The sequence below is a fragment of the Dactylosporangium sp. NPDC048998 genome (genome assembly GCF_043197855.1).
Classification (GTDB): domain Bacteria; phylum Actinomycetota; class Actinomycetes; order Mycobacteriales; family Micromonosporaceae; genus Dactylosporangium.
In genome coordinates this window covers 437,742-462,806 of the sequence record NZ_JBICTV010000001.1, presented here as the reverse complement: position 1 = coordinate 462,806, position 25,065 = coordinate 437,742, and the positions used below count along the sequence as shown (strand labels likewise).

Here is a 25,065-nt window from a genome sequence, read left to right as displayed (position 1 = left end):
CGACCGGGACCGACAATTTGCGGAGCGGATCCGCCGGGGCCGCGAGCGCGTCGATCTCCTGGTCGTCGGGAAGGTCCGGCACGCGTTCACTATTGCAGCAGCGTGGCGGCGAGCGTCAGGGTCACCATCGACAGTGCGGTGGAGGCGACGATCACGTCCCGGGCGAACGTGCCGTCGACGCCGTACGCCCGGGCGAAGACGAACGTGTTCTGCGCCGTGGGCAGCGCCGCGCACAGCACGGCCGCGAGCAGGGCCGGCCCGGTCAGCCCGAGGACGAGCCGGGCCAGCAGGAAGCACAGCACCGGCTGCGCACACGATTTGAGCAGTACCGACAGGACCACCTCGGCCGGGCGGCGTGCCTCGCCGGCCGCGGTTCCCTGCGGCACGAGCGACAGTCCGAGGGCGACCAGGGCCGATGGCACCGCGGCCCGGCCCAGCAGGGCGACCGTATCGCCCACCAGCCCGGGCAGGTGCACCCCTGCGGCGCCGAGCAGCACGCCGGCGAGGCAGGCGAGCATCACGGGGCTGCGCAGCGGCACGGTCAGCAGCCGCCGCCGGCGCCCGGACGGATGCTCGCTCTGCGCGAAGTCGAGGGTACCGAGGATGAGCGGGGTGAGGATCGCGGTCTGGATGAGCAGGACCACGGCGATGAAGCTCGCGTCGCCGAGCACCTGGACGGCGACGGGGATGCCGAGGTTGCCAGCGTTGACATACCCGGACGCCATGGCCGCGATGGTCTGCTCCGCGAGGGGCCGGCGGAACAGCCAGCGCGCGGCGCAGAAGCCGGCGGCGCCGATGAGCACGGTGGCGCCCGCGAACGCGGCGACCGCCCGCCCGGCCGTCCCACCGACCGGCTGGCGGGTCAGGGTGTCCAGCAGCGCGGCGGGCATGGCGACGTAGAACACGAACCGGCCGAGCACGTCGACGGCGGCCGGGCCGAGCACGCCGGTGCGGCCGGTGACGTAGCCGACGGCGGTCAGGACCCAGATCGGGACGAACGCGGCGAGCACCCCGGGGATGCTGCCCTACCCCGCCGCTCCCCACGACCCGGCCCCCGCCGGAGCTGCCGGCGGCCCGCTGGCGCTCCAGGCGAACCCGGCGGGGCGGCACCGGCCGCGTCCCGCGGACCCGGGGCCGCGTAGGTCAGTCGTCTTCGGCGGGCTTCAGCGCGCCGAGCACCTCGGGCAGCGTGTCGGGCTTGATCAGCACGTCGCGGGCCTTGGAGCCCTCGGACGGGCCGACGATGCCGCGGGTCTCCATGAGGTCCATGAGCCGCCCGGCCTTGGCGAAGCCGACCCGCAGCTTGCGCTGCAGCATGCTGGTGGAGCCGAACTGGCTGGTCACGACCAGTTCGATGGCCTGCAGCAACAGTTCGAGGTCGTCGCCGATCTCCTCGTCGATCTTCTTCTTGCCCTCGTCGCGCTTGGCCGTCACCTCGGGCTGGAACTCGGGCTCGCGCTGGTCCTTGCAGAACTTGACGATGTCGTTGATCTCGGTCTCGCTGACCCAGGCGCCCTGGATGCGGATGGGCTTGGAGGCGCCCATCGGCAGGAACAGCGCGTCGCCGCGGCCGATGAGCTTCTCCGCGCCGGGCTGGTCGAGGATGACCCGCGAGTCGGCGAGGCTGGAGGTGGCGAACGCGAGCCGGGACGGCACGTTGGCCTTGATCAGGCCGGTGACGACGTCGACGCTGGGCCGCTGGGTGGCCAGCACCAGGTGGATGCCGGCGGCCCGGGCCAGCTGGGTGATGCGGACCACCGAGTCCTCGACGTCGCGCGGCGCGACCATCATCAGGTCGGCGAGCTCGTCGACGACGACCAGCAGGTACGGATACGGCCGGATCACCCGCTCGCTGCCCGGCGGCGCGGTGATCTGCCCGGCCCGGACCTTGCGGTTGTAGTCGTCGATGTGCCGCACGCCGGCCGCGGCCAGGTCGTCGTAGCGCATGTCCATCTCGCCGACGACCCAGTCCAGCGCGTCGGCCGCTTTCTTGGGGTTGGTCACGATCGGCGTGACCAGGTGCGGGATGCCCTCGTAGCTGGTGAGCTCAACCCGCTTGGGGTCGACCAGCAGCAGCCGCACCTCGTCCGGCGTGGCCCGGGTCAGCAGCGACACCAGCAGGCTGTTGAGGCAGGACGACTTGCCCGCGCCGGTGGCGCCCGCGATCAGGATGTGCGGCATCTTCGCGAGGTTGGCCACCACATAGCCGCCCTCGATGTCCTTGCCGAGCGCGACGATCAGCGGGTGGTGGTCGCTGGTGGCCGCGCGGGAGCGCAGCACGTCGCCGAGCGCGACGTTTTCCCGGTCGGAGTTGGGGATCTCCACGCCGACCGCGCTCTTGCCCGGGATCGGGCTCTGGATGCGTACGTCGGCCGACTTCACCGCGTAGGCGATGTTCCTGGACAGCGCGGTGATCCGCTCGACCTTGACGCCGTGGCCGATCTCCACCTCGTATCGGGTGACCGTCGGCCCGCGGGTGAAGCCGGTGACCAGGGCGTCGACGCCGAACTGCTCGAACACGCCCTGCAGCGCGCCCATCACCTCGTCGTTGGCGCGGGTGCGCCCGCGCGGGGCGTCGCCGGTGCCGAGCAGGGTGGGCGAGGGCAGCCTGTAGTCGGTGTCGGTGAGCGCGAGCTGCTCGGCCCGGGTGGGCAGCGGCGAGTGCTCCGGCGGCTCCTTCGCCGCGGCCGGGGCAGAATCCTTCTTCCGCTTGCGCCCGGCGGTCTGCATCCGCTGCAGGACCACGGTGTCGTGGACGAGCTCCGGGTCGAGGTCGGGCGCGGCGGCGTCGAACTCGGCGGGATCCAGGCCCAGCGGGTGCGGCAGCGACTCGGGCTCGCCGGCGCGGGAGCCCTGCCGGCGCCGGGCCGGCGCGCGCCGCGCGGTCGGCGCCTCCGGCTCGTCGTAGAGCTCGTCGTACTCCTCGTCGTCGGCGAGGGCCGGGTCCTCGACCCGGCCGAGAGCGAGGTCGCGCAGCTGGCGCCAGCGGTGCGGGATACGGCTGATCGGGGTGGAGGTGACGACCAGGAGGCCGAACGCGGACAGGAGCAGCAGCAGCGGTATCGCCACCCAGGCCGTGACCGCCATCTCCAGCAGCCCGCCGCCGCCCCTGCCGAGCAGGCCGCCGGCCTTGTCCATCCGGGCCGGGACGGTTGGGCTGCCCGCGGCCAGGTGCATGAGGCCGGTCCCGCCGATGAACAGCGCGCCCCAGCCGACGATGCCGCGGCCGCGGTGGTCATCGGTGTCCGGCCCGGCCCGCATGATCCGGATGCCGCCGACGAGGAGCAGCACGGGCAGCACCGCGGCGGCGGCGCCGATGAACGTGTGGCAGATGCCGGCCAGCCAGCGCCCGACCGGCCCGGCGGCCTGGAACCACAGCGCGGCGGTGAGCAGCACCGCGAGGCCGATCATGGCGAGGCCGGCGCCGTCGCGGCGGTGCTCCGGATCGAGGTCGCGGGCGGTAGCGGCCTGCCGGCCGATGGCCCGGGCGCCCCAGCCGACGCTGTGCGCGAGCCCCATCCAGACGGCGATCATGCCGCGGCCGAACAGGCCGAGCGGCGTGGCGACCACGGCCCCGGCGCGGCGGCGGCGCACCGGGGTCGCGGTGCGCGTCCTGGCCGCGGCCCGGCCCCGCACCGCGGGCGTCGCCTTCGCCGGGGTGGCCGAGGCTGCCCGGGCGCGCGGCGTGGCGCGCTTCTGCGGGGTAGCACGCGTGTTCGAACCGCCGCGGGCGTTGGACGTGCCTCCGCCGCGGCCGGCCTGGGAGGTGCGGCCCGCCATGGTCACACCGTAGCGGGGGGCTCCGACATTTTTCGCCCGGCACGCCGGTGCCGGTACTTCGCGAATGCCACCGCGTAGCAGCCGACGACGAGCACACCCACCAGGACCTGCATCAAGTGGGCGTAGCGCGGGGGGTAGAGGACGTTCTCGATGTACGTGTCGATGAAGCCGCGGTCGCTGACGCTCTGCCCGGCCCGCCGCCGGGCCCAGTTCTCGGCGACGGTGAGCGGGCAGGTCAGCCGGAGCGTGACCACGGCGAGTCCCCACGTGGCGGCGGCCAGGTGCGGCCAGAAGGTCTTCGGCCACCGCCAGACGAGGAACCCGCCGAGCACTACGTACGCGAGGTAGCAGAAGTGCAGCACCAGCACCGTCGTCGCCAGCGCCGCGTACACCTCAGACCTCCACCACCGTCGGCACGATCATCGGGCGGCGCCGGTAGGCCTCGTTGACCCAGCGCCCCACGGTGCGCCGCACGATCTGCTGCAGCTGGTGCGGATCGGTGATCCCCTCCGTCGCGGCCTTGTTGAGCGCCTCGGTGACCAGTGGCAGTACCGCGTTGAAGATCGCCGGGTCGTCGGAGAAGCCCTTCGCCGACACGGTCGGGCCGGCGACGACCTTGCCGGTGACCGAGTCGATGACGACCGTCGCGGCGATGAAGCCGCCGTCGCCGAGGATGCGCCGCTCGGTCAGCAGCGACTCGCCGACGTCGCCGATGGCCAGGCCGTCGACGTAGACGTACCGCGACCGGATGTGCCCGACCAGCCGGGCCTCGCCGCCGACGAGGTCGACGACGTCGCCGTCCTCGCACAGCACCACGCGCTCGTCCGGCACGCCGGCCTCCCGGGCCAGCTGGGCATGGGCGCGCAGGTGCCGCCACTCGCCGTGCACCGGCATGAAGTTGCCCGGCTTGACGACGTTGAGCAGGTACAGCAGCTCGCCGGCGGGTGCGTGGCCGGACACGTGGACCTTCGCCACGTCCTTGTGCACGACGATCGCGCCGGCCCGCGACAGCTGGTTGATCACCCGGTAGACCGCGGTCTCGTTGCCGGGAACCAGCGACGAGGCGAGCACGATGGTGTCGCCCTCGCCGATGACGATGTGCCGGTGGTCGCCGTTGGCCATGCGGCCCAGCGCGCTCATCGGCTCGCCCTGCGAGCCGGTCGACATGAGCACGATCCGCTCCGGCGGGAGGCTCATCGCCTCGTCGATCGCGACGACCAGGCCGTGCGGGATGCGCAGCAGGCCCAGGTCGCGGGCGATGCCCATGTTGCGCACCATGGACCGGCCGATGAGCGCCACCTTGCGCCCGTGCGCGTGCGCGGCGTCGAAGACCTGCTGCACGCGGTGCACGTGGGAGGCGAACGACGCGACGATGATCCGCCCGGTGGCCCGGCCGAAGATGCCCTCCAGCACCGGGCCGATCTCCCGCTCCGGGTTGACGAACCCGGGGATCTCGGCGTTGGTCGAGTCGGACAGCAACAGGTCGACGCCCTCGGCGCCGAGCCGCGCGAAGCCGGCCAGGTCGGTGATGCGCCCGTCGAGCGGCAGCTGGTCCATCTTGAAGTCGCCGGTGTGCAGCAGCGTGCCGGCCGCGGTGCGCACGGCGACCGCGAGCGCGTCCGGGATCGAGTGGTTGACCGCGAAGAACTCGCACTCGAACGGGCCGAGCCGCTCCACCTGGCCCTCGCGGACGGTGAGCGAGTAGGGCTCGATGCGCCGCTCGGCGAGCTTCGCCTCCACCAACGCGAGCGTGAACTTCGACCCGACGAGCGGGATGTCCGGCTTGTGGGCGAGCAGGTACGGCACCGCGCCGATGTGGTCCTCGTGGCCGTGGGTCAGCACGATCGCCTGAACCTGGTCCAGCCGGTCGAGGATCGAGGAGAAGTCAGGCAGGATGAGGTCGACGCCAGGCTGTTCCACGTCGGGGAACAGCACGCCGCAGTCGATGACGAGCAGCTTGCCGTCGAACTCCAGCAGCGTCATGTTGCGGCCGATCGCGCCAAGCCCGCCCAGCGGGGTGACCCGCAGGGTGTTGGGCCCCGGAGGGGGCGGCGGATCGAGCTCGACGTGCGCCACCGTCATAGGGCCACTCCGAGTTCGTTGTGGTGCGCCATCTGGTCGGCGGATCCGATCGTTCGTCCCGCCTCTGCACAATCCTCCCGCAACCGGCCCAGTTCCGCCGCATTCGCCGGGACCAGCGGCGGGCGGACCGGCCCGGCGGGCAGGCCGAGCAGGGTGAGGGCGGCCTTGGTCAGGATGACGCCCTGGGTGCGGAAGAACCCGCAGAACGCCGGCAGCAGCCGCAGGTGCAGCTCGCGGGCGAGCGCGACGTCGCCCGACTCGTGGGCGAGGATCATCCGCTTGGTCTGGGGTCCGAACACGTGCGTGGGCACGCCGACGACGCCGACCGCCCCCACCGACAGCAGCGGCAGCGTCAGCTTGTCCTCGCCGGAGTAGTACGCCAGGTCGGTGCGCTTGATGACCCAGGCGCTCTCGCCCAGGTCGCCCTTGGCGTCCTTCACGGCGATGATGCGCTCGTGCTCGGCGAGGCGGCACATCGTCTCGGTCTCGATCGCCACGCCGGCGCGCCCGGGGATGTCGTAGAGCATCACGGGCAGCCCGGAGGAGTCGGCGACGGTCCGGAAGTGGTGCACCAGACCGGCCTGCGGGGGCTTGTTGTAGTACGGCGTCACGACGAGCAGCCCGTCGGCGCCGGCCTTCTCGGCGGCCCGGGCCAGCTCGACGGTGTGCGCGGTGTCGTTGGTGCCGACGCCGGCGATCACGGTCGCCCGGTCACCGACGGCCTCCACGACCGCGCGGAGCACCAGGTCCTTCTCCGCGTCGCTCGTGGTGGCCGACTCGCCGGTGGTGCCGTTGATCACCAGGCCGTCGTGTTCCTGCTCGTCGACCAGGTAGGTGGCAAGGCGGGCGGCGCCGTCGACGTCGAGCGAACCGTCAGGCCCGAACGGCGTGACCATCGCGCTGAGCAGCCGGCCGAACGGCCGGCCGGGGACGGAACCGGTGCGTGTCATACGCACAACCTATCGGAAGCCTTCGCCGTGCATTTCTCAAGATTCCCAGGTGTACTGCGCGGACGCCACCTCGGTGCCGTCCGGGAGCGTCGAGATCGTGAAATCCCCGAACACGCTGGGCGCGATGCGCTGCAGTTCCCGCAGGCAGGCGACGGCCACCTCGCGGATCTCCACGTCGGCCGCCTCGGTCGCGCGCATCGTCACGAAGTGCCGCCAGGCCCGGTAGTTGCCAGTCACGACGATCCGCGTCTCCGCCGCGTTGGGCAGCACCGCCCGGGCCGCCTGCCGCGCCTGCTTGCGCCGCAGCGTGCCGCTCTCGACGTCGGCGAACTTGGCCTCGAGCCCCTCGAGCAGTTCGTTGTACGCCCGCAGGGCCGCCTCGCTCGCCTCGACGAACGTCTTGTGCAGCGCCGGGTCCTCGGCGATCACGGCCGGCTCGACCATGGCCGCGTCCCGCCCCGGCACGTACCGCTGCGAGAGCTGCGAGTAGGAGAAGTGCCGGTGCCGGATCAGCTCGTGGGTGAACGACCGCGACACGCCGGTCAGGTAGAACGTGACCGTGCCGTGCTCGAGCACGGAGAGGTGCCCGACCTCGAGGATGTGCCGCAGGTATCCCGCGTTGGTGGCCGTGGCCGGGTTGGGCTTGCTCCACGACTGGTAGCAGGCGCGCCCCGCGAACTCGGCGAGCGCCTCCCCGCCTTCCGCATCGGTCTCCCACGGGACGTCGCCCGGAGGCTCGAAGTGGGTCCAGGCGATGGCTTTGACGACGAGCATTCGCTGAGCGTACAGCCGCTACACGTAGAAGTAGGTGAAGGGTGCCCAGGGCAGGTTGCGCAGGACCGAGAACACGAGCCAGGCCACCAGGAACCCGATGAGCGCCCCGTTGGAGATGCGCAGCATGGGAAGCTTGAACGGCAGGTTGAGCCGGTTGACGGTCCAGGCGACGTACAGATACGCCAGGAACGGCGCCGCGAACACCAGCGGCGCGTGGTGGTGCGCCGCCGCCGGGATGTCCCCGTGCAGCAGATACCAGGCCGCCCGCGTCCCCCCGCACCCCGGGCAGTCAAACCCGGTGAGCAGCTTGACCAGGCAGGTCGGCGCATCGGTGGCACCGGCGGAGGCCGGCCTCATCAGCAGCGTGTAGGCGACGCCCCCGGAGATGAGCGCCCCGACCCCGGCGGGCGCGGCCCAGCCCGGCAGCCGGTCGATGAACCGGGCGAACCGCCCCTTGGGCGGTTGGTAGGCGTACTGATACACCGGCGGCACAACCCCGGGGACGGGAGCCGTGTCCGGCGGCACGTCAGGAACCACCCCGGTGACGGGGGCCGACAGCGGCGAGCTCACGCCAAACACGCTACACCGCCCACGCACGGGACCACGCTGTACAAAATCGGCTTTCACAAACCGCGGCCCGCCACGGACGCCGCGAGGATTTTCAGACGAGCTCCTTACCCAAGCGTTCGGCGAAGTCCCCGCGCTGCGGCAGCTCGACGGCGTCGAGACCGAGCCACCCAGCGAACCGCCGCAGCTCCGCCGCCAGTGCCGCCGCCACCTCACCGGGCGCCTTCACCCCCGGCTCCACCCACGCCGCCGGGATCTGCAGCACCCCCGCCTTCCGGTCCGCCTTCAGGTCCACCCGGGCCACAAGGCGGTCGCCCAGCAGGAACGGCAGCACGTAATACCCGTAGAGCCGCTGCAACGGCGGCACGTAGATCTCGATCCGGTAGTTGAACCCGAACAGCCGCTCCACCCGGCCACGCTCCCACATCAGCGGGTCGAACGGGCTGACCAGCGTCGCGGCGCCGATCCGCCGCGGGATGCGGGCCTGCGCGTGCAGATACGCCCGCGGCGCCCACCCCTGCACCTCCACCGGCACCAGCTCCCCGGCCTCGACCAGCTCCGCGATCGCGGTGCGGGCCCCGGCCAGCGGCAGCCGGAAGTAGTCGCGCAGCTCCGCCTCGGCGGCCACGCCCAGGCCGCGGGCGGCGACCCGGACCAGCTCGCGGAACGCGTCGGCGGGCTCGGGCGTGGGCGCGTTGATCACCTCGGGCGGCAGGATGCGCTCGGGCACGTCGTAGACCCGGGCGAACGAGGAGTTGCGCCGGGCGACGCTGACCTCGCCGGAGTAGAACAGCCACTCGATCGCCGTCTTGGTGTCCGACCAGTTCCACCCCCAGTGGTCCTTGCGCCGCGGCTGGACGAGGTCGCCCTCGACCTGGGCGGCGCTGACCGGCCCCTTGGCGCGGATCTCCTCGAGCACCCAGCGGACCAGGTCGGGCTGCTCGCGGGCGATGCGGACGACCCGGCCCCACGCGGCGCCGGAGCGCATCCGCCAGCGCAGCATCGGGTGCAGCCGGACGGGGACCAGGGAGGCCTCGTGCGCCCAGTACTCGAACAGCTCCCGCGGCCGGCGGTAGGCGAGCCGGTCGAGCAGGGCCGGATCGTAGGGGCCGAGGCGGCTGTAGGCGGGCAGGTAGTGGGCGCGCTGGACGATGTTCACGGAGTCGATCTGCAGCAGGCCGGTGCGCTCCAGCACGCGGCGCACGTGGCGGCGCTCCGGCTCGCCCGCCGGGGCGCGATCGGCGAAGCCCTGTGCGGCGAGGGCGACCCGCCGGGCCTGGGTGAGCGTCAGGTACTCGGTCATCGCCATGGAGGCTATCCGGGGGGTACGACAAAAATCGGTCGGGACGATCTGCGCGGATCCGGACCATTGGGGCACCAGGAGCGGGCCGGCCCGCTCATGGCGGCGGCCCCGCGCGAACTCGCCGCGCGGGGCCGCTTTCCCTGTGCGTCTGTGGGGCTTAGGCGCCGACGAGCGGGCGCGCCCGTTCCACGCCCGAGGCGGCGGCCTCGCGCCGGACGGAGCCGCCGGGGTCTTTCGCGTCGAACGCGGCAGTGACCTTCCGGTCGATCTCGAGGAGGTCCGGTACGTCCTCGACGGCCGGGCCGCTGGAGCGGCCGGGGTCGCCTGAAGGGCCCTGCGCGGCGCCGGTGCCGGCGGGCTCGCGGATCGGCAGGCCGAACAGCAACCCGATCATGAGCAGGATGTACGCGTTGCTGCCGATGAGGCCGAGCCCGTCGAACTTCGCGTGGAATGCCCACGGGGTGCGGCTGCACAGCAGCGCGAACGAGAAGCCGAACGCGATCGCGAGGTTGCGCTTGCGGCGCGGGTCGAGCGAGCGGTCGGTGGCGTAGTCGAACAGCACCACGATCGCGGGCAGCACCCACACGAGGTGGTGGATCCAGGTGATCGGGCTGACCATGCAGCCGACGAGGCCGGTGAGGGCGAGGCCGGCGACCTCGTCGCGGGCCTTGACCGCGCGGCGGGCACGCCAGTACCACACGGCGAGGGTGATCAGCACGAGCAGCAGCCACAGCGGCTTCATCGGGTCGGGGTTGAAGAGCCGCCCGACGAGGCCGGTGAGCGCCTGGTTGGACACGAACGTCGGGGAGCCGACCCGGTCGGTGTTCCACATCGCGTCGGTCCAGAAGACCCGCGAGGCGTCCGGGGCGAACGTCGCCGCGGCCCAGGTCGCGGCCGTGGCGGTCGCGGCCGACACGGCAGCGGCCCGCCAGCGCCGGGTGATGAGCAGGTAGACGATGAACACGCCGGGGGTGAGCTTGATGGCGGTGGCGAGGCCGATGCCCAGGCCGCCGAGGCGATGCCCACCACGCACCAGCACCAGCACGTCGGCCACGACGAGGAACAGCAGCAGGATGTTGACCTGGCCGAAGTTCACCGTCTCGCGGATCGGTTCGAACGCGGCCGCGAGGGCCATCGCGATGCCCATCGCGAACCAGAACGACCAGCCCTGCCGCTTGATGACCGGCCCGAGCAGCCAGGTGAGGATCGCGAGCATGGCCAGCACGTTCATGGTCACGCTGATGAAGATCGCGGTGTGCCAGCCGATGAGCGACATCGGCGTCATCAGCGCGGCGGCGAACGGCGGATAGGTGAAGCCGTACGGCGTGCCGGGCGTCAGGTAGTCGTAGATGTCCCCGCCGCGGTTGACCCAGTAGTCCATCGCGCCGTAGTAGACCTTGAGATCGAAGAACCCGTTGTGCGCCGCCGCCACCGACAGGAACGCCCACACGACGGCCCAGACGGCCACCACCATGAGCGTCTTCCTGACCCCGGGCCGCAGCTTGACGCCGGGCCGCAGCTTGGGCCGGACGGCCGTCGAAACGGCGACCCGTCCTCGCTCCGCCACCTGTTCTGCCCTCCCACTCGCTCGCTGCCCACTGAGTTCCAGCAGCCTCAACGGTCCCGCCGGTCCAACTGTGACGAGCCGGCGCTACCCCGCCGAGTTGCCCTTCACACAAAATCCGTACGCTGGTGCTTCATGACGCTCGGGTTCGTCCGTCCGGCGCGACTCGACGACGTCGTCGAGATCACGCGCATCCAACTCACGACCTGGCGGGTCGCCTATCGGCGCCTGTTGCCTGAACATATCCTCGACCAGCTGGACGAGGATTGGATTACCCGCAGGTGGCGGGAGGCAATCGCGGAGCCGCCAAGTCCTGCGCACCGGGTGCTGGTGGCAGTCGAACAGATCGATTCGCCCGCCCCGGAGCCGGACGCAAGACCCGAATCAGCATACGTCGTCGGTTTTGCCGCGTCAGGTCCGGCAGACGACACCGCCCTCGCCCCGGACGAACATCACACCGCCCTTGACAAGGCATTCAAGGCCACTGCAGCGATCACGGACCTGCTGGTGGAGCCCCGCTGGGGCCGGCGCGGCCACGGCAGCCGATTGCTGGCGGCAAGTGTGGATTTGTGGCGAACTGACGGATTCACGACAGCGCTTGCGTGGACGTTCGCTGACGACCGTGTTACGCGTCGATTTCTGCAGAGCGCCGGCTGGGCCCCGGACGGGGCCAGCCGATCGCTCGACGTCGATGATCTGCTGATCCCGCAGATCCGCTGGCACGTGTCGCTTGAAGAGGCTTCCGAGGATCCTGTTATCGGCGCGTGACGCTGTTGCGACCCAATTGGAGCCGCCAGTTCCCACGATGTGGGCGCCCGGTCCGGGTCAATCGGCGCGAAACCGCATCGAGCCGGACCGGGCGAGACTCAGCCGAGCAGGGAACCCAGCCCGACGGTGAGGCCCGGGCGCCGCACCGCGGAGCGCACGGCCAGCAGTACACCCGGCATGAACGACGTCCGGTCGAAGGAGTCGTGCCGGATGGTGAGGGTCTCGCCCGCGGCGCCGAAGAGCACCTCCTGGTGGGCGACGAGCCCCGTGGCGCGCAGCGCGTGCACCCGGATGCCCTCGACGTCGGTGCCGCGGGCGCCGGCCATCTCGTCCTTGGTCGCGTCCGGGACCGCGCCCAGCCCCGCGGCCGCCCGGGCCTCGGCGATCACCTGCGCGGTACGCAGCGCCGTGCCGCTCGGGGCGTCGATCTTCTTGGGGTGATGCATCTCGACGATCTCGACGGACTCGAAGAACCGGGCGGCCCGGGCGGCGAACTCCATCATCAGCACCGCGCCGATCGCGAAATTCGGGGCGATGATGATGCCGACGTCCGGCTTGTGGGCGAGCCAGCCGCGCACCTGGTCGAGGCGTGCCGTCGTGAAGCCCGAGGTGCCGACGACCACGTTGATGTTCTGGTCGATGCACCAGTGCACGTGATCCATCACCACGTCGGGGGTGGTGAAGTCCACGACGACGTCGGCGCCCGCGTCGGACACGTTGAACAGCCAGTCGCCGTCGTCGACCATGGCGACGAGCTCCAGGTCGTCGCTCGCGTTGACGGCTCGGCACACCTCGGTGCCCATGCGGCCGCGCGCGCCCAGCACGCCGACCCGGATCGGCTCCACCTCTGCACTCACGCCGCCCAACCTATCGGGTCGGGCGGCGCCGTCCGCAGGGTGGTCAGCTCAGGGCGTCGGTGAACGACCTGTCCTCGACGTCGCCGATCACCGCGAGGGACATCGGGCGAGTGAGCAGTTCCTTCGCCACCCGCCGGACCTGCTCCGGGGTGACCTCGTCGACGCGGCGCAGTATGTCGTCGACGGAGAGCAGCTCGTCGTACAGCAGCTCGCCCTTGCCCAGGCGGCTCATCCGCGACCCGGTGTCCTCCAGGCCGAGCACGACGGCGCCCTTGAGCATGCCCTTGCCGCGCTCGACCTCGGCATCGGTCACGCCCTCGTCGGCCACCCGGGCGAGCTCGTCGCGGGTGATCGCGAGGACCTCCTCGACCTTGCCCGGGGCGCAGCCGGCGTAGACGCCGAAGAGACCGGTGTCGCTGTACTGCGAGGTGAAGGAATACACCGAGTACGCCAGCCCGCGCTGCTCGCGGATCTGCTGGAACAGCCGGCTGGACATGCCCCCGCCGAGCACGTTGTTGAGTGCGCCGAGGGCGAAGCGCTCGTCGTGCTGGCGCGGGTAGCCGGTGCAGCCGAGCACCAGGTGCGCCTGCTCGGTGTCCTTGTTGCGCACCACGATCTGCCCGGAGCGGGTCGGCACCCGGGTGGTGCGGGAGCGCCCCGGTGCGGGCACGGCCGGTGTGTCGCCCCAGCCGGCCTCGGCGAACGCGGCGCGCACGGCCCGCACGACCTTGGCGTGGTCGAGGTTGCCGGCCGCGGTGACGACCATCGTCTCCGGCCGGTACCGCCGGCGGTAGAAGCCGTCGATCTGCTTGCGGCTCAGCGCCGAGATGCTCGACACCGTGCCGGAGATCTGCCGGCCGAGCGGGTGGTGGCCGTACACCGCCTCGGTGAAGACGTCGTGGACCTCGTCGCCGGGCTCGTCGTCGTGCATGGCGATCTCCTCGAGGATCACGCCACGCTCGGTCTCCACGTCCGCCTCGGTCAGCACCGAGTCGGTGACGAGGTCACAGAGGACGTCGATGGCCAGCGGCAGGTCCGCGTCGAGCACCCGCGCGTAATAGCACGTGTACTCCTTCGCGGTGAACGCGTTGGTCTCCCCGCCGACCGCCTCGATCTGCGCGGAAATGTCCAGCGCGGTGCGCCGCTTGGTGCCCTTGAACAGCAGGTGCTCGAGGAAGTGCGAGACGCCCGACAGCGTGGGCGTCTCGTCCCGCGAACCGATGCCGACCCAGACGCCGAACGACACGCTGCGCATCGACGGGATGGACTCGGTCAGGATCCGCAGCCCGTTGGGCAGGACGGTGCGTCGCACCGTGCCGCCCAGCGGGTCGGCGGACAGCGTCTGGGTCAGCGCTCGGCTCGCCATGGATCAGCTGTGCCGACTACGCCGGCGACGGAACTCCGCGCCCTCGCCGCCCTCTTCCCCGGCGGGGGCGGCCTCGTCTGCGGAGGACTGGCGCGGGGCGCGCTCGCCCCGGTCGCCGCGCTCCCGGCGCGGGCCGCGGTCGCCCCGGTCACCCCGGTCGCGCGCGGGCGGGCGCTCGCCGCCCTCGGCCGGCTCCGCCGGGGCCTCGCCCTCGGCCAGCACCTTGTCGAGGTAGATCTTGCCGCGGTTGTCGATGTCCGCGATCTGCACCTCGACCTTGTCGCCGACGTTGAGGAAGTCCTCGACCTTGTCGACCCGCTTGCCGTTGCCCACCTTGGAGATGTGCAGCAGGCCGTCGCGGCCGGGCAGCAGCGAGATGAACGCGCCGAACGCGGCCGTCTTCACCACGGTGCCGAGGAACTTGTCGCCGACCTTCGGCATGGTCGGGTTGGCGATCGCGTTGATCCGCTCCACCGCGGCCTCGGCCGACGGACCGTCGGTCGCGCCGACGTAGATCGTGCCGTCGTCCTCGATGCTGATCTCGGCGCCGGTCTCGTCCTGGATCGCGTTGATGGTCTGGCCCTTGGGGCCGATCACCATGCCGATCTTGTCGACCGGGATGCGGACCGTGGTGACCCGCGGCGCGTACTGGCTCATGCCGGCCGGCGACTCGATCGCCTCGGCCATCACGTCGAGGATGACGTGCCGCGCGTCGTGGGCCTGCTGCAGGGCGCTGGCCAGCACGTCCGACGGGATGCCGTCGAGCTTGGTGTCCAGCTGCAGCGCGGTCACGAAGTCGCGGGTGCCGGCGACCTTGAAGTCCATGTCGCCGAACGCGTCCTCGGCACCGAGGATGTCGGTCAGCGTCACGTACTGCGTCTTGCCCTCGACCTCGTCGGAGATCAGGCCCATCGCGATGCCCGCGACCGGCGCCTTCAGCGGCACGCCGGCCGACAGCAGTGCCATGGTCGAGGCGCAGACCGAACCCATGCTCGTCGAGCCGTTGGAGCCCAGCGCCTCCGACACCTGCCGGATCGCGTAGGGGAACTCCTCGCGCGCCGGCAGCACCGGGATCAGGGCCCGCTCGGCGAGCGCGCCGTGGCCGATCTCGCGCCGCTTCGGCGCGCCGACCCGGCCGGTCTCGCCGGTGGAGTACGGCGGGAAGTTGTAGTTGTGCATGTAGCGCTTGGACTTCTCCGGCGCCAGCGTGTCGAGCGTCTGCTCCATGCGCAGCATGTTCAGCGTGGTGACGCCCAGGATCTGGGTCTCGCCGCGCTCGAACAGCGCCGAGCCGTGCACCCGGGGCAGGACCTGCACCTCGGCGGTCAGCGGCCGGATGTCGCGCGGGCCGCGGCCGTCGATGCGGACCTGCTCGCGCAGCACGCGGGCGCGGACCTCGTTCTTGGTCAGCGACCGCAGCGCGGCGCCGATCTCCTTCTCGCGCCCGTCGAACTGCGGGGCGAGCCGCTGGAACGCGGCCTCCTTGATCCGGTCGAGGGCCTCCTCGCGCTCCGCCTTCGAGGCGATGCGCAAGGCCTCGGCGACCTCGTCCTTGAGGGCGACGGCGACGGCCTCGTAGGCGTCGGGCTGGTAGTCGAGGAAGACCGGGAACTCCTGGACCGGCTTCGCGGCCACCTGGGCCAGCTCGGCCTGCGCCCGGCACAGCTCGCGGATCGCGGGCTTGGACGCCTCCAGGCCGCCGGCGACGACCTCCTCGGTCGGCGCCGGCGCGCCGCCCGCGACCAGGCCGACCGTGTGCTCGGTGGCCTCGGCCTCCACCATCATGATCGCCACGTCGCCGTCGGGCAGCACCCGGCCGGCCACGACCATGTCGAAGGTGGCCCGGCCGAGCTCCTCGATCGTCGGGAACGCCACCCACTGGCCGTCGACGTGCGCCATGCGGGTCGCGCCGATCGGGCCGGAGAACGGCAGGCCGGACAGCTTGGTCGACATCGAGGCGGCGTTGATCGCCACGACGTCGTAGGGGTGCGCCGGGTCGAGGGCCAGCACGGTCTCGACGACCTGGACCTCGTTGCGCAGGCCCTTGACGAAGCTCGGGCGCAGCGGCCGGTCGATGAGCCGGCAGGTGAGGATCGCGTCCTCGCTGGGCCGGCCCTCGCGGCGGAAGAAGGAGCCGGGGATGCGCCCGGCCGCGTACATGCGCTCCTCGACGTCCACCGTCAGCGGGAAGAAGTCGAACTGGTCCTTGGGCTGCTTCCCGGCGGTGGTCGCGGACAGGACCACGGTCTCACCGAGCTGGGCGAGGGCCGAGCCCGCCGCCTGGCGCGCCAGCCGCCCGGTGGAGAACGTGATCTCCCGGGTGCCGAACGAGCCGTTGTCGATGACCGCGGTGCTGCTGTGCGTACCGAGAGTGTTCTGCTCGGTCATGTTGGTTTGTTGCTCCCTTTGGGTCGTGGTTCGCCCTCGGCGGAGCTGTCTGCGGCCGGTCTTCGATCGAAGCTCACGGGGCCTTGCCCGTTCATGGGGCCCGTTCAGGGCCCGTTCATGGGCTGCCCGGAAGCCACTACCGAGGACCGGTGCGCCGACCCGCTCGGCGGGGCGCTGCCATTCCAGTGTGTCACTACTCGGCGGGGGAGCGGCGAATTGTCGCCTCTCCCCCGCCGGTGCGTCGTTATCGCCGCAGACCGAGTCGCTCGATCAGCGAGCGGTAGCGGGCGATGTCGCTGCGCTGCAGGTAGTTGAGCAGCCGGCGGCGACGGCCGACCAGCAGCAGCAGGCCGCGCCGGCTGTGGTGGTCGTGCTTGTGCTGCTTGAGGTGTTCGGTGAGGTCCGCGATCCGCTTCGTCAGCATCGCGACCTGGACCTCCGGCGAGCCGGTGTCACCCTCGACGGTCGCGTACTTCGACATGATCTCGGTCTTCTGCGCAGAATCGAGCGCCATGTTCTCCCTTTACCGTGGATTCATCGGCCGGCCCCCGCGGCGTCGTGCAGGCAGCCTGACCCCCGCCAGTCACCCGGCGTCAATCCAAGGCTAACAGACAGACCTCTTCAGTCCCGCATCGGACCGCTGGCCAGCGCCTCCCGCGCCTGCGCGACGTCCTCCGCGATCTGCGCGATCAATGGCTCGACGCCCTGGTAGGTGCGCTGTTCGCGCAGCCGGTCGGCGAAGTCGAGGCTCACCCGCTCGCCGTACAGGTCGCCCTCGAAGTCCAGCACGAACGCCTCGACGCGCCGCTCCTTGCCGGAAAAGGTGGGGTTCGTCCCGATCGACACCGCCGCCCGGTGCCGCGCACCGTCGCGGTCGCGGTTGAGCCACGCCGCGTAGATGCCGTCGGCGGGCACCGCCGCGTTGGCCGGGACCAGCAGGTTAGCCGTCGGAAAGCCCAGCTCGCGGCCGCGCTGGTCGCCGCGCACCACCACGCCCTCGAGGCGATGCGGCCGCCCGAGCGCGCGGGCCGCCGCCACGACGTCCCCCGCGTCGACGCAGCTTCGGATGTACGTCGAGGAGAACACCGTCCCCTCGTCCGCGACCAGCGGCGCCCCCTCGACGGCGAAGCCGAAGGTCCGCCCGAGCCGGCGCAGCAGCTCGACGTCGCCGGCCTGCCGGTGGCCGAACCGGAAGTTCTCCCCCACCACGATCAGTGCGGTGTGCAGGTGCTCGACGAGCGCGTCGTGCACGAACTCCTCGGGCGTCAGCCGGGAGAACTCGGCCGTGAACGGGATGACGCACAGCACGTCGACGCCCAGCGCCTCGATCAGCTCCGCTTTGCGCCCCGGCTCGGTGAGCACCGCGGGGTGCGATCCGGGCCGCACCACCTCGGAGGGGTGCGGGTCGAACGTGATGACGACCGACCGCACGCCGAGCTCCCCGGCCCGCTTCACCGCGTGGCCGATGATCTGCTGGTGTCCCCGGTGGACGCCGTCGAACACGCCGATCGTCGCGACGGCGCGCCCCCAACCGCCGGGCGCCGCCTCCGTTCCCCGCCACCGCTGCATGCCACCGAGCGTACTGCCTCGGCCCGGCCCGCCCGTTCGCCGGCGGCGGGTTGCGCCGTGGGTGGTCACGGGACGAGGACGATCTCCGGGCGGGCCTTGCCTTCGCGCTCGCGCACGATCGCCAGGACGGTGCCGTCGGGGGCGAAGACCGCGTACGGGTCCGGGATGCCGATCGGGGACAGCGGGCCGCCGTGCGAGAGCGTCCTCGCCTCATCGACGGTGGCGTCGCGGCGCGGGAAGCAGCGGTCCGCGGCGGCCGGCAGCGGGAGGGTCACCGGGTCCGGGCGCTGCGCGAGCTCGTCCAGCGTGGCCGCCTCGGCCAGGGTGAACGCGCCCACCGCGGTGCGGCGCAGCGCCGTCAGGTGGCCGCCGACGCCGAGCGCGGCGCCCAGGTCGCGGGCGAGGGCGCGGATGTACGTGCCGGACGAGCAGGCCACGTCCACGTCCAGGTCGATGTACGCGCCCGCGCGGCGGGTCGCCAGGACGTCCAGGCGCGAGACGGTGACCGGACGGGCGGCGAGCTCGACCTCCTCGCCGGAGCGGACGCGGTGGTACGAGCGCACGCCGTTGACCTTGATGGCCGAGACGGCGCTCGGGACCTGCAGGATGTCGCCGCGCAACGGGGCCACCGCCGCGGCGATCGACGCGTCGGTGACGGCGGACGCGTCCGCGCGCGCGACGACCTCGCCCTCGGCGTCGTCGGTGACGGTCGACTCGCCCAGGCGGATCGTGGCGGTGTACTGCTTGGTGCTGCCGATCACGTATGTCAGCAGCCGCGTCGCCTTCTCCACGCCGATGATGAGCACGCCGGTGGCCATCGGGTCGAGGGTGCCGCCGTGCCCGACCCGGCGCGTCCGCGCGATGCGGCGCATGCGCGACACCACGTCGTGCGACGTCATGCCGCCGGGCTTGTCGACGACGACGAGGCCGCCCTGGGTCGCCGTCTTCTGTGCCATGCGCGACACCCTAGCGTTCTTGCCGGACCGCCTCCGCGCGCTCCCGGGTTGGGGCGAGGGCGCGCGGGCCGGGGTTGGGAGCGCGGGCCGGCTTGGGAGCGGACGGGCTGGCTCGGGCCCGCGCGGGCCGGGTTAGGAGCGGACGGGCCGGCTTGGAAGCGCGGCCGGTCACCGCACGGCGCCGGCGACCGCCCAGCCGTCGCCGGCGAGGCGGTACAGCAGGCCGGCCAGGCGCAGCGCGATGAACAGCGTCAGGGCGGCCCAGACGCCGCGCAGGCCGAAGTCGAGCAGGTATGCCAGCCAGATGCCGGGCAGGAAGCCGCCGAGGGCGCTGACCAGCGTGAGGTTGCGCAGGTAGCGCACGTCCCCGGCGCCGAGGAACACCCCGTCGAGGGCAAAGACGACGCCGGCCGCGGGCATCATCGCGACGAAGAACCACCAGGCGTGGCGGGCCTCGGTGTACACCTCCGCGTCCGCGCCGAACCACGGGCGGACGCTGAGCAGGGCCGCGGCCACGAGCACCGCGAACGCCGCGCCCGCGACGAGGCCCGCGACGGTGATGCGGCGGGCGAGGTGGCGGGCCTCCGCCACGCGCTCGCCCCCGAGCGCCGCGCCGACGAGTGACTGCGCGGCGATGGCGATCGCATCGAGCGCCAGGGCGGTGAAGAAGAACAGCTGGATCGCGATCTGGTGCGCGGCGAGCGCGGCCTCGCCGAAGCGCGCGGCGACCGCGGAGGCGGACAGGAAGCAGGCCTGAAAGGCCGCGCCGCGCAGCAGCAGGTCGCGCCCGAGCGCGAGCTGGCGGCCGATGACCGCGGGCTGGGGCCGCAGCGGCACCCGCTCGGTGGCCAGCGCGCGGACGAACAGCACGCCGACGACGGTCTGCGCGGTCGCGTTCGCCACCGCGGAGCCGGTCAGGCCGAGGCCTGCCGGGTACACCAGCAGCGGGCACAGCGCGGCCGAGAGCGCGTTGGCGGCGAGCACGAAGTACAGCGGGCGGCGGGTGTCCTGCACGCCGCGCATCCAGCCGTTGCCGGCGGTGGCGAGCATGAGCCCGGGCGCGCCGAGCGCGGCGATGCGCAGCCAGCCTGCGGCGTTGTCGGCGACGTCGCCCGAACCGCCCGCGAGGGCGCGGGTGAGCGGCCCGGCGACGGCCTCGATCACGAGCAGGATGACCAACCCGCCGGTCAGGGCGAGCCAGGACGCCTGGACGCCCTCCTCCACGGCGGCGACGCGCTGTCCGGCGCCGAAGCGGCGGGCGGCGCGCCCCGTGGTGCCGTACGCCAGGACGGTCCCCAGCCACACCGCGAACGACATGACGGAGCCGCCGAGGGCCAGGCCGGCGAGCTGGGTGCGCCCGAGGTGGCCGACGACGGCGGTGTCCACGAGCACGTACAGCGGCTCGGCGGCGAGCACCACGAGCGCCGGGACCGCCAGCGTGGCGACCCGGCGCATCGTGGAGGTCTGATCTACCGTCACCCGGTCATCGTAAGGTGTGAGGACCGGAGCGACGCTTACCGGCACAACCTCCGGGAAACCGTGACGTCAGTGCGGGGGCGTCCCGGCTTCCCGGAGCTTGTGTCGATTGAGCGGATCAGCCGCGGCGGTCCATCGACATCTGCAGGGCGGCGCGGGCGCGCTCACGGGTGTCGGTGGCCGGCTCCTGCGGCTTGGGCTGGGGCTTCTGCGGGTCAGACATGACGCTGGTCTCCTCTGTTGCATGGTGCTGATGGTCGTTGCGTGCTCGGTCGCGCCGGGGTCACCGGTAGACATGCGCAACGCACGGCAAGGAGACCGACGTGGGTGGTGTCGGCCTGTTTACACGGGTTGCTGCGCACTTGGTTCCTCGCTTCCGGCGGCATGTTGCATCGGGCCGTTCGCCCGCCACCGGTGTCCGCTGTCAGAAGCGGGCGACCCGGGGCGGGCAGCGAAGAATCCGTACTGTGCGCATGCCGACTAAGTTATCGTTCAGTTCCAGCATGTGCGACGATATCCCGAAATCTGGAACGGCGTGTCGCACACGCGTCACGATCGATTTCCCTGCTCAGCCCGGCGCGGATGCGTCACGGGCCTCGGCGCGGACGCGTCAAACCGCCCCTCGCACGGACGCGTCACGGGCCCTCGCGCGGACGCCTAACGCGCAGCGCGTCCGAGTGTCGCCGCGGCGGCCGCAGACGTAGAGACCACAGCCGCGGTCGCGCGGGGCGCGGCACGGTCGCGCGGGGGCGCGGCGACGTCGGCTGCGGGGTGGGAATGCGCCCACGGGGGCTCGGCGCGGACACGTCCGGCACGGCGCGGGATCCAGTCTGTCCAGGCCCGGGCGCGGGGTCGCCGTGGGTTTCAGCGCGCCAGGAAGTGCCAGCCGAGCCACCACCAGAAGCCGAACATCGCGATGCGGCCGACTGGCAGCGGCCCGACGCGGTATCGCATGACGACGCCACACACGTCGCCGAGGCTCGGTATGCGCGATCCCTCGCGGCGGGCGACGATCTCGACCGCGGCGAAGAGCCCCAGCGCGACGCTGAACAGCGCGGCGACGAGCAGCTGACCGGTGCTCATCGGCGCATCATCGCCCAGAAGGCCCACAGCCAGCCGAAGTACGCGGCCGCGCGGGCCCAGTAGTGCTCCAGCACCGGGTCGGCGAGGCGGGACAGCGTCGGGTAGGCGTGCGAGCCGTTGAGGAACGTCGCGCCCTCGACGACACCGAACAGCAGCAGCGGCAGCAGCCACCACGCGGCCTGGCGCGAGAGCCGTGCGGGCGCGGGGCGGCGCGGCAGCGCGGCCGACACACCGAGACAGAACAGCGCGCCGCCGACGCCGAGCACCAGCAGGTTGGCCCGGAGGCTGAAGGAGGGTAGGGCGCCGCCGACGAGTGCGATCAGGGCGAACACGGGAGTGAGGACAACCGGCCGGGCCCAGGCCCGGTCGACCTCCGCAGCAAGCTCGGGTCGGTCCATCTATCGATTGTCACCGCAGCGGATGCCGACGGGCCAGCCGTTATAGCCCGGAGATTCTCCCGGAATTGACCCTGACGCGCGCCGGGGTCCGCGCGGAACGGGTGGCAGCGCGCGGACGCCACCACGCGGACGCCACCACCAGGAAGCGCACCCAGCGCACGCGCGGGAGCGCGGGAGCGGCCGAATGCGACGCGGACCCTAACGTCGCGCCGAGGACGCGTAAGAGCGCAGGCGGCGGGGCGCGGGCGCCGCCGAGTCAGTCCTGGCCGTTGCCGGGGGCCCGCGCGGGAGCGGGCAGCAGGGCGCGGATGGCGGCTATGACGTCCGCCACGGTACCGCCGGCGCTGAAGCCGGCCGCGAACCGATGCCCGCCGCCGCCCAGCGCGACCGCGACCGCGCTGACGTCGACCGCGCCCTTGCTGCGCAGCGACACCGACCACTCCCCCGCGCGGACGGGCTTGACCACGCAGGCGACGTCCGCCTCGGCGACGCTGCGCACCGTGTCGATGAGTGCCTCGACCGCGGACGGCGGCTGGTCGTGCGCGGCGAGGTCGTCGAGCGTCAGGTACGTCCAGGCGAACCCCAGCCCGCCCGCGCCCTCGCGCTCGAGCACGGTGCGTGCGAGGGCCACGCCGAACAGCCGCACGGCGCCGATCGGCCGCGTGTCGAACAGTCGCCGTGAGATCTCGCCCACCGGGATGCCGGTCGCGATGAGCCGCGCCGCGAGCTCGTGCACGGCCGGCGTCGTCGAGGCGAACTTGAACGAGCCGGTGTCCGTGGCCAGCGCCACATAGAGGCACTCGGCGATTTCCGGATCCAGTGGTACGCCAAGACGCCGCAACAGCCCGTCCGACAGCACGGACGTCGCGGCCGCCGCGGGGTCTACGAGGTTGATGCGGCCGAACCCGGGGTTGGACGCGTGGTGGTCAAGGACGATGCCGACGGGCGCCGCGCGGAGGCGGTCGGCGAGCCCGCCGAGCCGCTCGATGCTCGCCACGTCGAAGACCAGCATCGCGTCCGGCGCGGGGTCGGCGTCCTCCTCCGCGACGAGCAGCCCGGCGCCCGGCAGCGTGTCGAACGGCGCGGGCAGCCGCATCGGCCCGGGGAACGTCGCCGCGAGGTGCCCGATGCCGAGCTCCCCCGCGACGCGCCGCAGCCCGAGCAGGACGCCGAGCATGCTGCCGAGAGCGTCGCCGTCGGGGTTCACGTGGCAGGCGAGGAGCACGCGCGCCTCGGCGGGCAGCCCGCGCAGCGCCGCGACGGCCGCGTCCCACTCGGCCTCGTCGGGCCGCTGCCCGCCCGCGCCCGCGCGTCCACCCGGCGCCGCCGATCGCGCGCCCGGGCGGTCGCTCGAGACGGCGTCTTGCGCGCCCGCGCGGTCGCTAGAAGCTCCGTCCTGCGCGTCCGCGCGACCGGACCAGGGCGCGCCCACCTGGGCGCTCAAGACGGCGTCTTGCGCGTCCGCACGGCCAGGCCAGGGCGCGCCCGCGTGGGCGCTTGGAGCTCCCTCTTGCGCGTCCGCCCGGGCGTGCTGGGGCGCGTCTGCGCGGGCGTGTTTCGGGGCGGTCGCGAGGACGGGGTCCGGAGCGGGCGCTTCCCCGGCCGGGCGGCCCGGGAAGGTGTCGAGTTCGGGGCCCGCGCCCGGTGCGTTGCCGGGCGCGAGCCCGGTCACCGCCGGTCCTGGCCGACGACCACCTCGTCGTCGGCGCCGTCGGCTCCCAGGTCGTCGACGTCGCCGTCCGTCTCGTCATCCAGCTTGTACGGCTGCGGATCGCCCGCGTAGTGCGCGCCGGCCGCGAGGCGCTGCACCTCGGCGTCGGCGTCGCGCGCGCTGGCGAGCAGCTCGTCGATGTGCTTGGCGTGGTCGGACACGTCGTCGTGCACGAACGTGAGGCTCGGGGAGTGCCGCAGGCCGAGAGCCTTGCCGACGGTCGAGCGCAGCAGGCCCTTGGCGCTCTCCAGGGCGGCCGCGGTGCCGGCCTGCGCCGCCGCGTCGCCGAGCACCGTGTAGAACACGGTCGCCTCGCGCAGGTCGGCCGTGATCCGCGCGTCGGTGATCGTGATCATGCCGAGCCGGGGGTCCTTGATCTGCGTCCGTACCACCGATGCGACCAGTTCGCGCACGCGCTCCGCGTGCCGCCGCACCTTCGCCGGATCCGTCATCTCGAACACCTCCGCAGCCAAACGGCCCGCCGGTGGCCTTGTGGCCGGCCGGGGACCTGAAGATCTGACCAACGCCTTGACAGTACCCGCGCCCCACCGGTGGAGCCGCGTCGAGAAGTCAGGATTACTCGTCGTCGTCGCCGTGCAACCGACGGCGCACGGAGAGCAATTCGAACTCGGGACGCCCGGCGACCGCGCGCTCGCAGGTGTCGAGCACCTCGCGCACGTGCCCCGGCTCCGCGGCGACGACGGCGACGCCCACCTCGGTCCGCCCGGTGAGGTCCAGGGCCCCGACCTCGGCGACGGAGACCTCGAACTTCCGCAGGTGCGCGATCAGGGGCCGCACGTACGAGCGCTTGGCCTTCAGCGATCGCGAGTCATCGGGCAGGAGGAGGTCGAAGACCGCGGTTCCGGTGTACACGGCGCAAGATCCTATCCGCTCGCCCCGCTCTCCGCCGCCGGATTTTTCGCGGCGCCCGAACAGGTATTGCCATATTCATGCAGACATATCAGAAATGTCACAACGAAGGCCGAGAGCACGGGCGGAACATGACAAACGAAACAAAAACGAAGAAGAGCCGAGGGAGCGCCTCAGGCGACCAGCAGCGGCGGCCGGGCGACGATGAGTGGCTCGGGCTCCACGGGCAGCGTGGCGGCGCCCGCGGCCGGGAGCGGGCCGCGTCGCCGGGGTTCGGCGGCGCCCGCGCTGCCACCGCGGCCGCGGTACACATACAGCGAGTGGGGTGCCACCGCGTCGAGGGCGGCCACGACCGCCGGAAGCTGCCGGAAGCGCTGCCAGTCGTCCGCGTCGGCGAAACCGATCTCGAAGACCACGCCGAAGTCCTCGGAGCGCCAGGACCAGTCGCGGGCGCCGTGCGTCACCGCGGACTCAATGAGGGCGGCGCTGTAGGAGTCGCGCCACTGCCGCGCCGGGTATTCGCCGTCGCGGACCTCGATCGACCACCAGGACAGATCCATGATGTGAGCGACGTTACGCCCGCCGGGCCACCCCGTCGAGCGG

23 protein-coding genes are annotated in these 25,065 nt (G+C 72.4%); 1 reads left to right on the top strand and 22 read right to left on the bottom strand.

Going from position 1 to position 25,065, the window contains the following annotated elements; translation table 11 throughout:
• Positions 1–89: 89 nt before the first annotated feature.
• The 9 genes from ACGFI8_RS02190 to ACGFI8_RS02150 form a co-directional block, all read right to left on the bottom strand.
• The gene (locus ACGFI8_RS02190) at positions 90–1,010 is read right to left on the bottom strand and encodes an AEC family transporter (RefSeq protein ID WP_392798669.1); all 921 of its coding nucleotides are present in this window, start codon (positions 1,008–1,010) and stop codon (positions 90–92) included.
• A 133-nt stretch (positions 1,011–1,143) separates the two neighbouring features.
• Positions 1,144–3,780: a DNA translocase FtsK 4TM domain-containing protein gene (locus ACGFI8_RS02185; protein WP_392798667.1), complete on the bottom strand. Its 2,637-nt coding sequence runs from the start codon at positions 3,778–3,780 to the stop codon at positions 1,144–1,146.
• Between the two features lie 2 nt (positions 3,781–3,782).
• Positions 3,783–4,172 (bottom strand): DUF2784 domain-containing protein, encoded by a 390-nt coding sequence (locus tag ACGFI8_RS02180; RefSeq protein WP_392798664.1) that lies wholly within the window; start codon positions 4,170–4,172, stop codon positions 3,783–3,785.
• Between the two features lies 1 nt (position 4,173).
• The gene (locus ACGFI8_RS02175) at positions 4,174–5,862 is read right to left on the bottom strand and encodes a ribonuclease J (protein WP_392798661.1); all 1,689 of its coding nucleotides are present in this window, start codon (positions 5,860–5,862) and stop codon (positions 4,174–4,176) included.
• The gene (gene dapA / locus ACGFI8_RS02170; RefSeq protein WP_392798658.1) at positions 5,859–6,812 is read right to left on the bottom strand and encodes a 4-hydroxy-tetrahydrodipicolinate synthase; all 954 of its coding nucleotides are present in this window, start codon (positions 6,810–6,812) and stop codon (positions 5,859–5,861) included. Before dapA ends, ACGFI8_RS02175 begins: the two co-directional genes overlap by 4 nt.
• A 36-nt stretch (positions 6,813–6,848) precedes the next feature.
• Complete coding sequence (thyX, locus tag ACGFI8_RS02165; protein WP_392798656.1) at positions 6,849–7,586, bottom strand: FAD-dependent thymidylate synthase; 738 nt, start codon at positions 7,584–7,586, stop codon at positions 6,849–6,851.
• 18 nt (positions 7,587–7,604) lie between these two features.
• On the bottom strand, positions 7,605–8,156 hold the full coding sequence (locus tag ACGFI8_RS02160; protein WP_392798654.1) for a DUF2752 domain-containing protein: 552 nt from the start codon (positions 8,154–8,156) through the stop codon (positions 7,605–7,607).
• 91 nt (positions 8,157–8,247) lie between these two features.
• The gene (locus ACGFI8_RS02155) at positions 8,248–9,462 is read right to left on the bottom strand and encodes a winged helix-turn-helix domain-containing protein (protein ID WP_392798652.1); all 1,215 of its coding nucleotides are present in this window, start codon (positions 9,460–9,462) and stop codon (positions 8,248–8,250) included.
• A gap of 151 nt (positions 9,463–9,613) precedes the next feature.
• Positions 9,614–10,930: a glycosyltransferase 87 family protein gene (locus tag ACGFI8_RS02150; RefSeq protein WP_392799620.1), complete on the bottom strand. Its 1,317-nt coding sequence runs from the start codon at positions 10,928–10,930 to the stop codon at positions 9,614–9,616.
• Between the two features lie 225 nt (positions 10,931–11,155).
• Here ACGFI8_RS02150 and ACGFI8_RS02145 point away from each other — a divergent pair, with 225 nt between their 5' ends.
• The gene (locus ACGFI8_RS02145; protein WP_392798649.1) at positions 11,156–11,788 is read left to right on the top strand and encodes a GNAT family N-acetyltransferase; all 633 of its coding nucleotides are present in this window, start codon (positions 11,156–11,158) and stop codon (positions 11,786–11,788) included.
• A 98-nt stretch (positions 11,789–11,886) separates the two neighbouring features.
• On the opposite strand, the gene dapB is transcribed toward ACGFI8_RS02145, so the two are convergent.
• The 13 genes from dapB to ACGFI8_RS02080 form a co-directional block, all read right to left on the bottom strand.
• A complete protein-coding gene (gene dapB, locus ACGFI8_RS02140) occupies positions 11,887–12,645 on the bottom strand; it encodes a 4-hydroxy-tetrahydrodipicolinate reductase (RefSeq protein WP_392798647.1) in 759 nt (252 codons plus the stop codon).
• Between the two features lie 43 nt (positions 12,646–12,688).
• Complete coding sequence (locus ACGFI8_RS02135) at positions 12,689–14,011, bottom strand: M16 family metallopeptidase (RefSeq protein WP_392798645.1); 1,323 nt, start codon at positions 14,009–14,011, stop codon at positions 12,689–12,691.
• Between the two features lie 3 nt (positions 14,012–14,014).
• Entirely contained in the window at positions 14,015–16,399 is a 2,385-nt protein-coding gene (locus tag ACGFI8_RS02130; RefSeq protein WP_392798643.1) for a polyribonucleotide nucleotidyltransferase, read from the bottom strand.
• A 244-nt stretch (positions 16,400–16,643) separates the two neighbouring features.
• The gene (rpsO, locus tag ACGFI8_RS02125) at positions 16,644–16,913 is read right to left on the bottom strand and encodes a 30S ribosomal protein S15 (RefSeq protein ID WP_392798641.1); all 270 of its coding nucleotides are present in this window, start codon (positions 16,911–16,913) and stop codon (positions 16,644–16,646) included.
• A 107-nt stretch (positions 16,914–17,020) separates the two neighbouring features.
• Positions 17,021–17,968: a bifunctional riboflavin kinase/FAD synthetase gene (locus ACGFI8_RS02120; RefSeq protein ID WP_392798638.1), complete on the bottom strand. Its 948-nt coding sequence runs from the start codon at positions 17,966–17,968 to the stop codon at positions 17,021–17,023.
• A gap of 65 nt (positions 17,969–18,033) precedes the next feature.
• Complete coding sequence (gene truB / locus ACGFI8_RS02115; RefSeq protein ID WP_392798635.1) at positions 18,034–18,924, bottom strand: tRNA pseudouridine(55) synthase TruB; 891 nt, start codon at positions 18,922–18,924, stop codon at positions 18,034–18,036.
• 168 nt (positions 18,925–19,092) lie between these two features.
• Complete coding sequence (locus ACGFI8_RS02110; RefSeq protein ID WP_392799618.1) at positions 19,093–20,379, bottom strand: MATE family efflux transporter; 1,287 nt, start codon at positions 20,377–20,379, stop codon at positions 19,093–19,095.
• Between the two features lie 885 nt (positions 20,380–21,264).
• Positions 21,265–21,483 (bottom strand): DUF6186 family protein, encoded by a 219-nt coding sequence (locus ACGFI8_RS02105; protein WP_392798632.1) that lies wholly within the window; start codon positions 21,481–21,483, stop codon positions 21,265–21,267.
• Positions 21,480–21,881 carry a hypothetical protein gene (locus tag ACGFI8_RS02100; protein ID WP_392798629.1) on the bottom strand — a complete coding sequence of 134 codons (402 nt, stop codon included), beginning with the start codon at positions 21,879–21,881 and terminating at the stop codon, positions 21,480–21,482. Before ACGFI8_RS02100 ends, ACGFI8_RS02105 begins: the two co-directional genes overlap by 4 nt.
• Positions 21,882–22,137: 256 nt before the next feature.
• The gene (locus ACGFI8_RS02095) at positions 22,138–23,133 is read right to left on the bottom strand and encodes a bifunctional oligoribonuclease/PAP phosphatase NrnA (protein WP_392799616.1); all 996 of its coding nucleotides are present in this window, start codon (positions 23,131–23,133) and stop codon (positions 22,138–22,140) included.
• Positions 23,134–23,549: 416 nt separating this feature from the next.
• Entirely contained in the window at positions 23,550–24,044 is a 495-nt protein-coding gene (gene rbfA, locus ACGFI8_RS02090; protein WP_392798627.1) for a 30S ribosome-binding factor RbfA, read from the bottom strand.
• 124 nt (positions 24,045–24,168) lie between these two features.
• On the bottom strand, positions 24,169–24,465 hold the full coding sequence (locus ACGFI8_RS02085) for a DUF503 domain-containing protein (protein WP_392798625.1): 297 nt from the start codon (positions 24,463–24,465) through the stop codon (positions 24,169–24,171).
• 170 nt (positions 24,466–24,635) lie between these two features.
• Entirely contained in the window at positions 24,636–25,022 is a 387-nt protein-coding gene (locus ACGFI8_RS02080) for a hypothetical protein (RefSeq protein WP_392798623.1), read from the bottom strand.
• Between the last annotated feature and the right edge of the window lie 43 nt (positions 25,023–25,065).

What these genes read in the sequence shown, in the direction of transcription:
- ACGFI8_RS02185 (WP_392798667.1), bottom strand. Translation starts at nt 3,780, where the DNA reads ATGGCGGGCCGCACCTCCCAGGCCGGCCGCGGCGGAGGCACGTCCAAC.
- ACGFI8_RS02175 (WP_392798661.1), bottom strand. Translation starts at nt 5,862, where the DNA reads ATGACGGTGGCGCACGTCGAGCTCGATCCGCCGCCCCCTCCGGGGCCC.
- dapA (WP_392798658.1), bottom strand. Translation starts at nt 6,812, where the DNA reads ATGACACGCACCGGTTCCGTCCCCGGCCGGCCGTTCGGCCGGCTGCTC.
- thyX (WP_392798656.1), bottom strand. Translation starts at nt 7,586, where the DNA reads ATGCTCGTCGTCAAAGCCATCGCCTGGACCCACTTCGAGCCTCCGGGC.
- ACGFI8_RS02155 (WP_392798652.1), bottom strand. Translation starts at nt 9,462, where the DNA reads ATGGCGATGACCGAGTACCTGACGCTCACCCAGGCCCGGCGGGTCGCC.
- ACGFI8_RS02150 (WP_392799620.1), bottom strand. Translation starts at nt 10,930, where the DNA reads ATGGTGGTGGCCGTCTGGGCCGTCGTGTGGGCGTTCCTGTCGGTGGCG.
- ACGFI8_RS02145 (WP_392798649.1), top strand. Translation starts at nt 11,156, where the DNA reads ATGACGCTCGGGTTCGTCCGTCCGGCGCGACTCGACGACGTCGTCGAG.
- ACGFI8_RS02135 (WP_392798645.1), bottom strand. Translation starts at nt 14,011, where the DNA reads ATGGCGAGCCGAGCGCTGACCCAGACGCTGTCCGCCGACCCGCTGGGC.
- ACGFI8_RS02130 (WP_392798643.1), bottom strand. Translation starts at nt 16,399, where the DNA reads ATGACCGAGCAGAACACTCTCGGTACGCACAGCAGCACCGCGGTCATC.
- rpsO (WP_392798641.1), bottom strand. Translation starts at nt 16,913, where the DNA reads ATGGCGCTCGATTCTGCGCAGAAGACCGAGATCATGTCGAAGTACGCG.
- ACGFI8_RS02120 (WP_392798638.1), bottom strand. Translation starts at nt 17,968, where the DNA reads ATGCAGCGGTGGCGGGGAACGGAGGCGGCGCCCGGCGGTTGGGGGCGC.
- truB (WP_392798635.1), bottom strand. Translation starts at nt 18,924, where the DNA reads ATGGCACAGAAGACGGCGACCCAGGGCGGCCTCGTCGTCGTCGACAAG.
- ACGFI8_RS02110 (WP_392799618.1), bottom strand. Translation starts at nt 20,379, where the DNA reads ATGCGCCGGGTCGCCACGCTGGCGGTCCCGGCGCTCGTGGTGCTCGCC.
- ACGFI8_RS02105 (WP_392798632.1), bottom strand. Translation starts at nt 21,483, where the DNA reads ATGAGCACCGGTCAGCTGCTCGTCGCCGCGCTGTTCAGCGTCGCGCTG.
- ACGFI8_RS02100 (WP_392798629.1), bottom strand. Translation starts at nt 21,881, where the DNA reads ATGGACCGACCCGAGCTTGCTGCGGAGGTCGACCGGGCCTGGGCCCGG.
- rbfA (WP_392798627.1), bottom strand. Translation starts at nt 24,044, where the DNA reads ATGACGGATCCGGCGAAGGTGCGGCGGCACGCGGAGCGCGTGCGCGAA.
- ACGFI8_RS02080 (WP_392798623.1), bottom strand. Translation starts at nt 25,022, where the DNA reads ATGGATCTGTCCTGGTGGTCGATCGAGGTCCGCGACGGCGAATACCCG.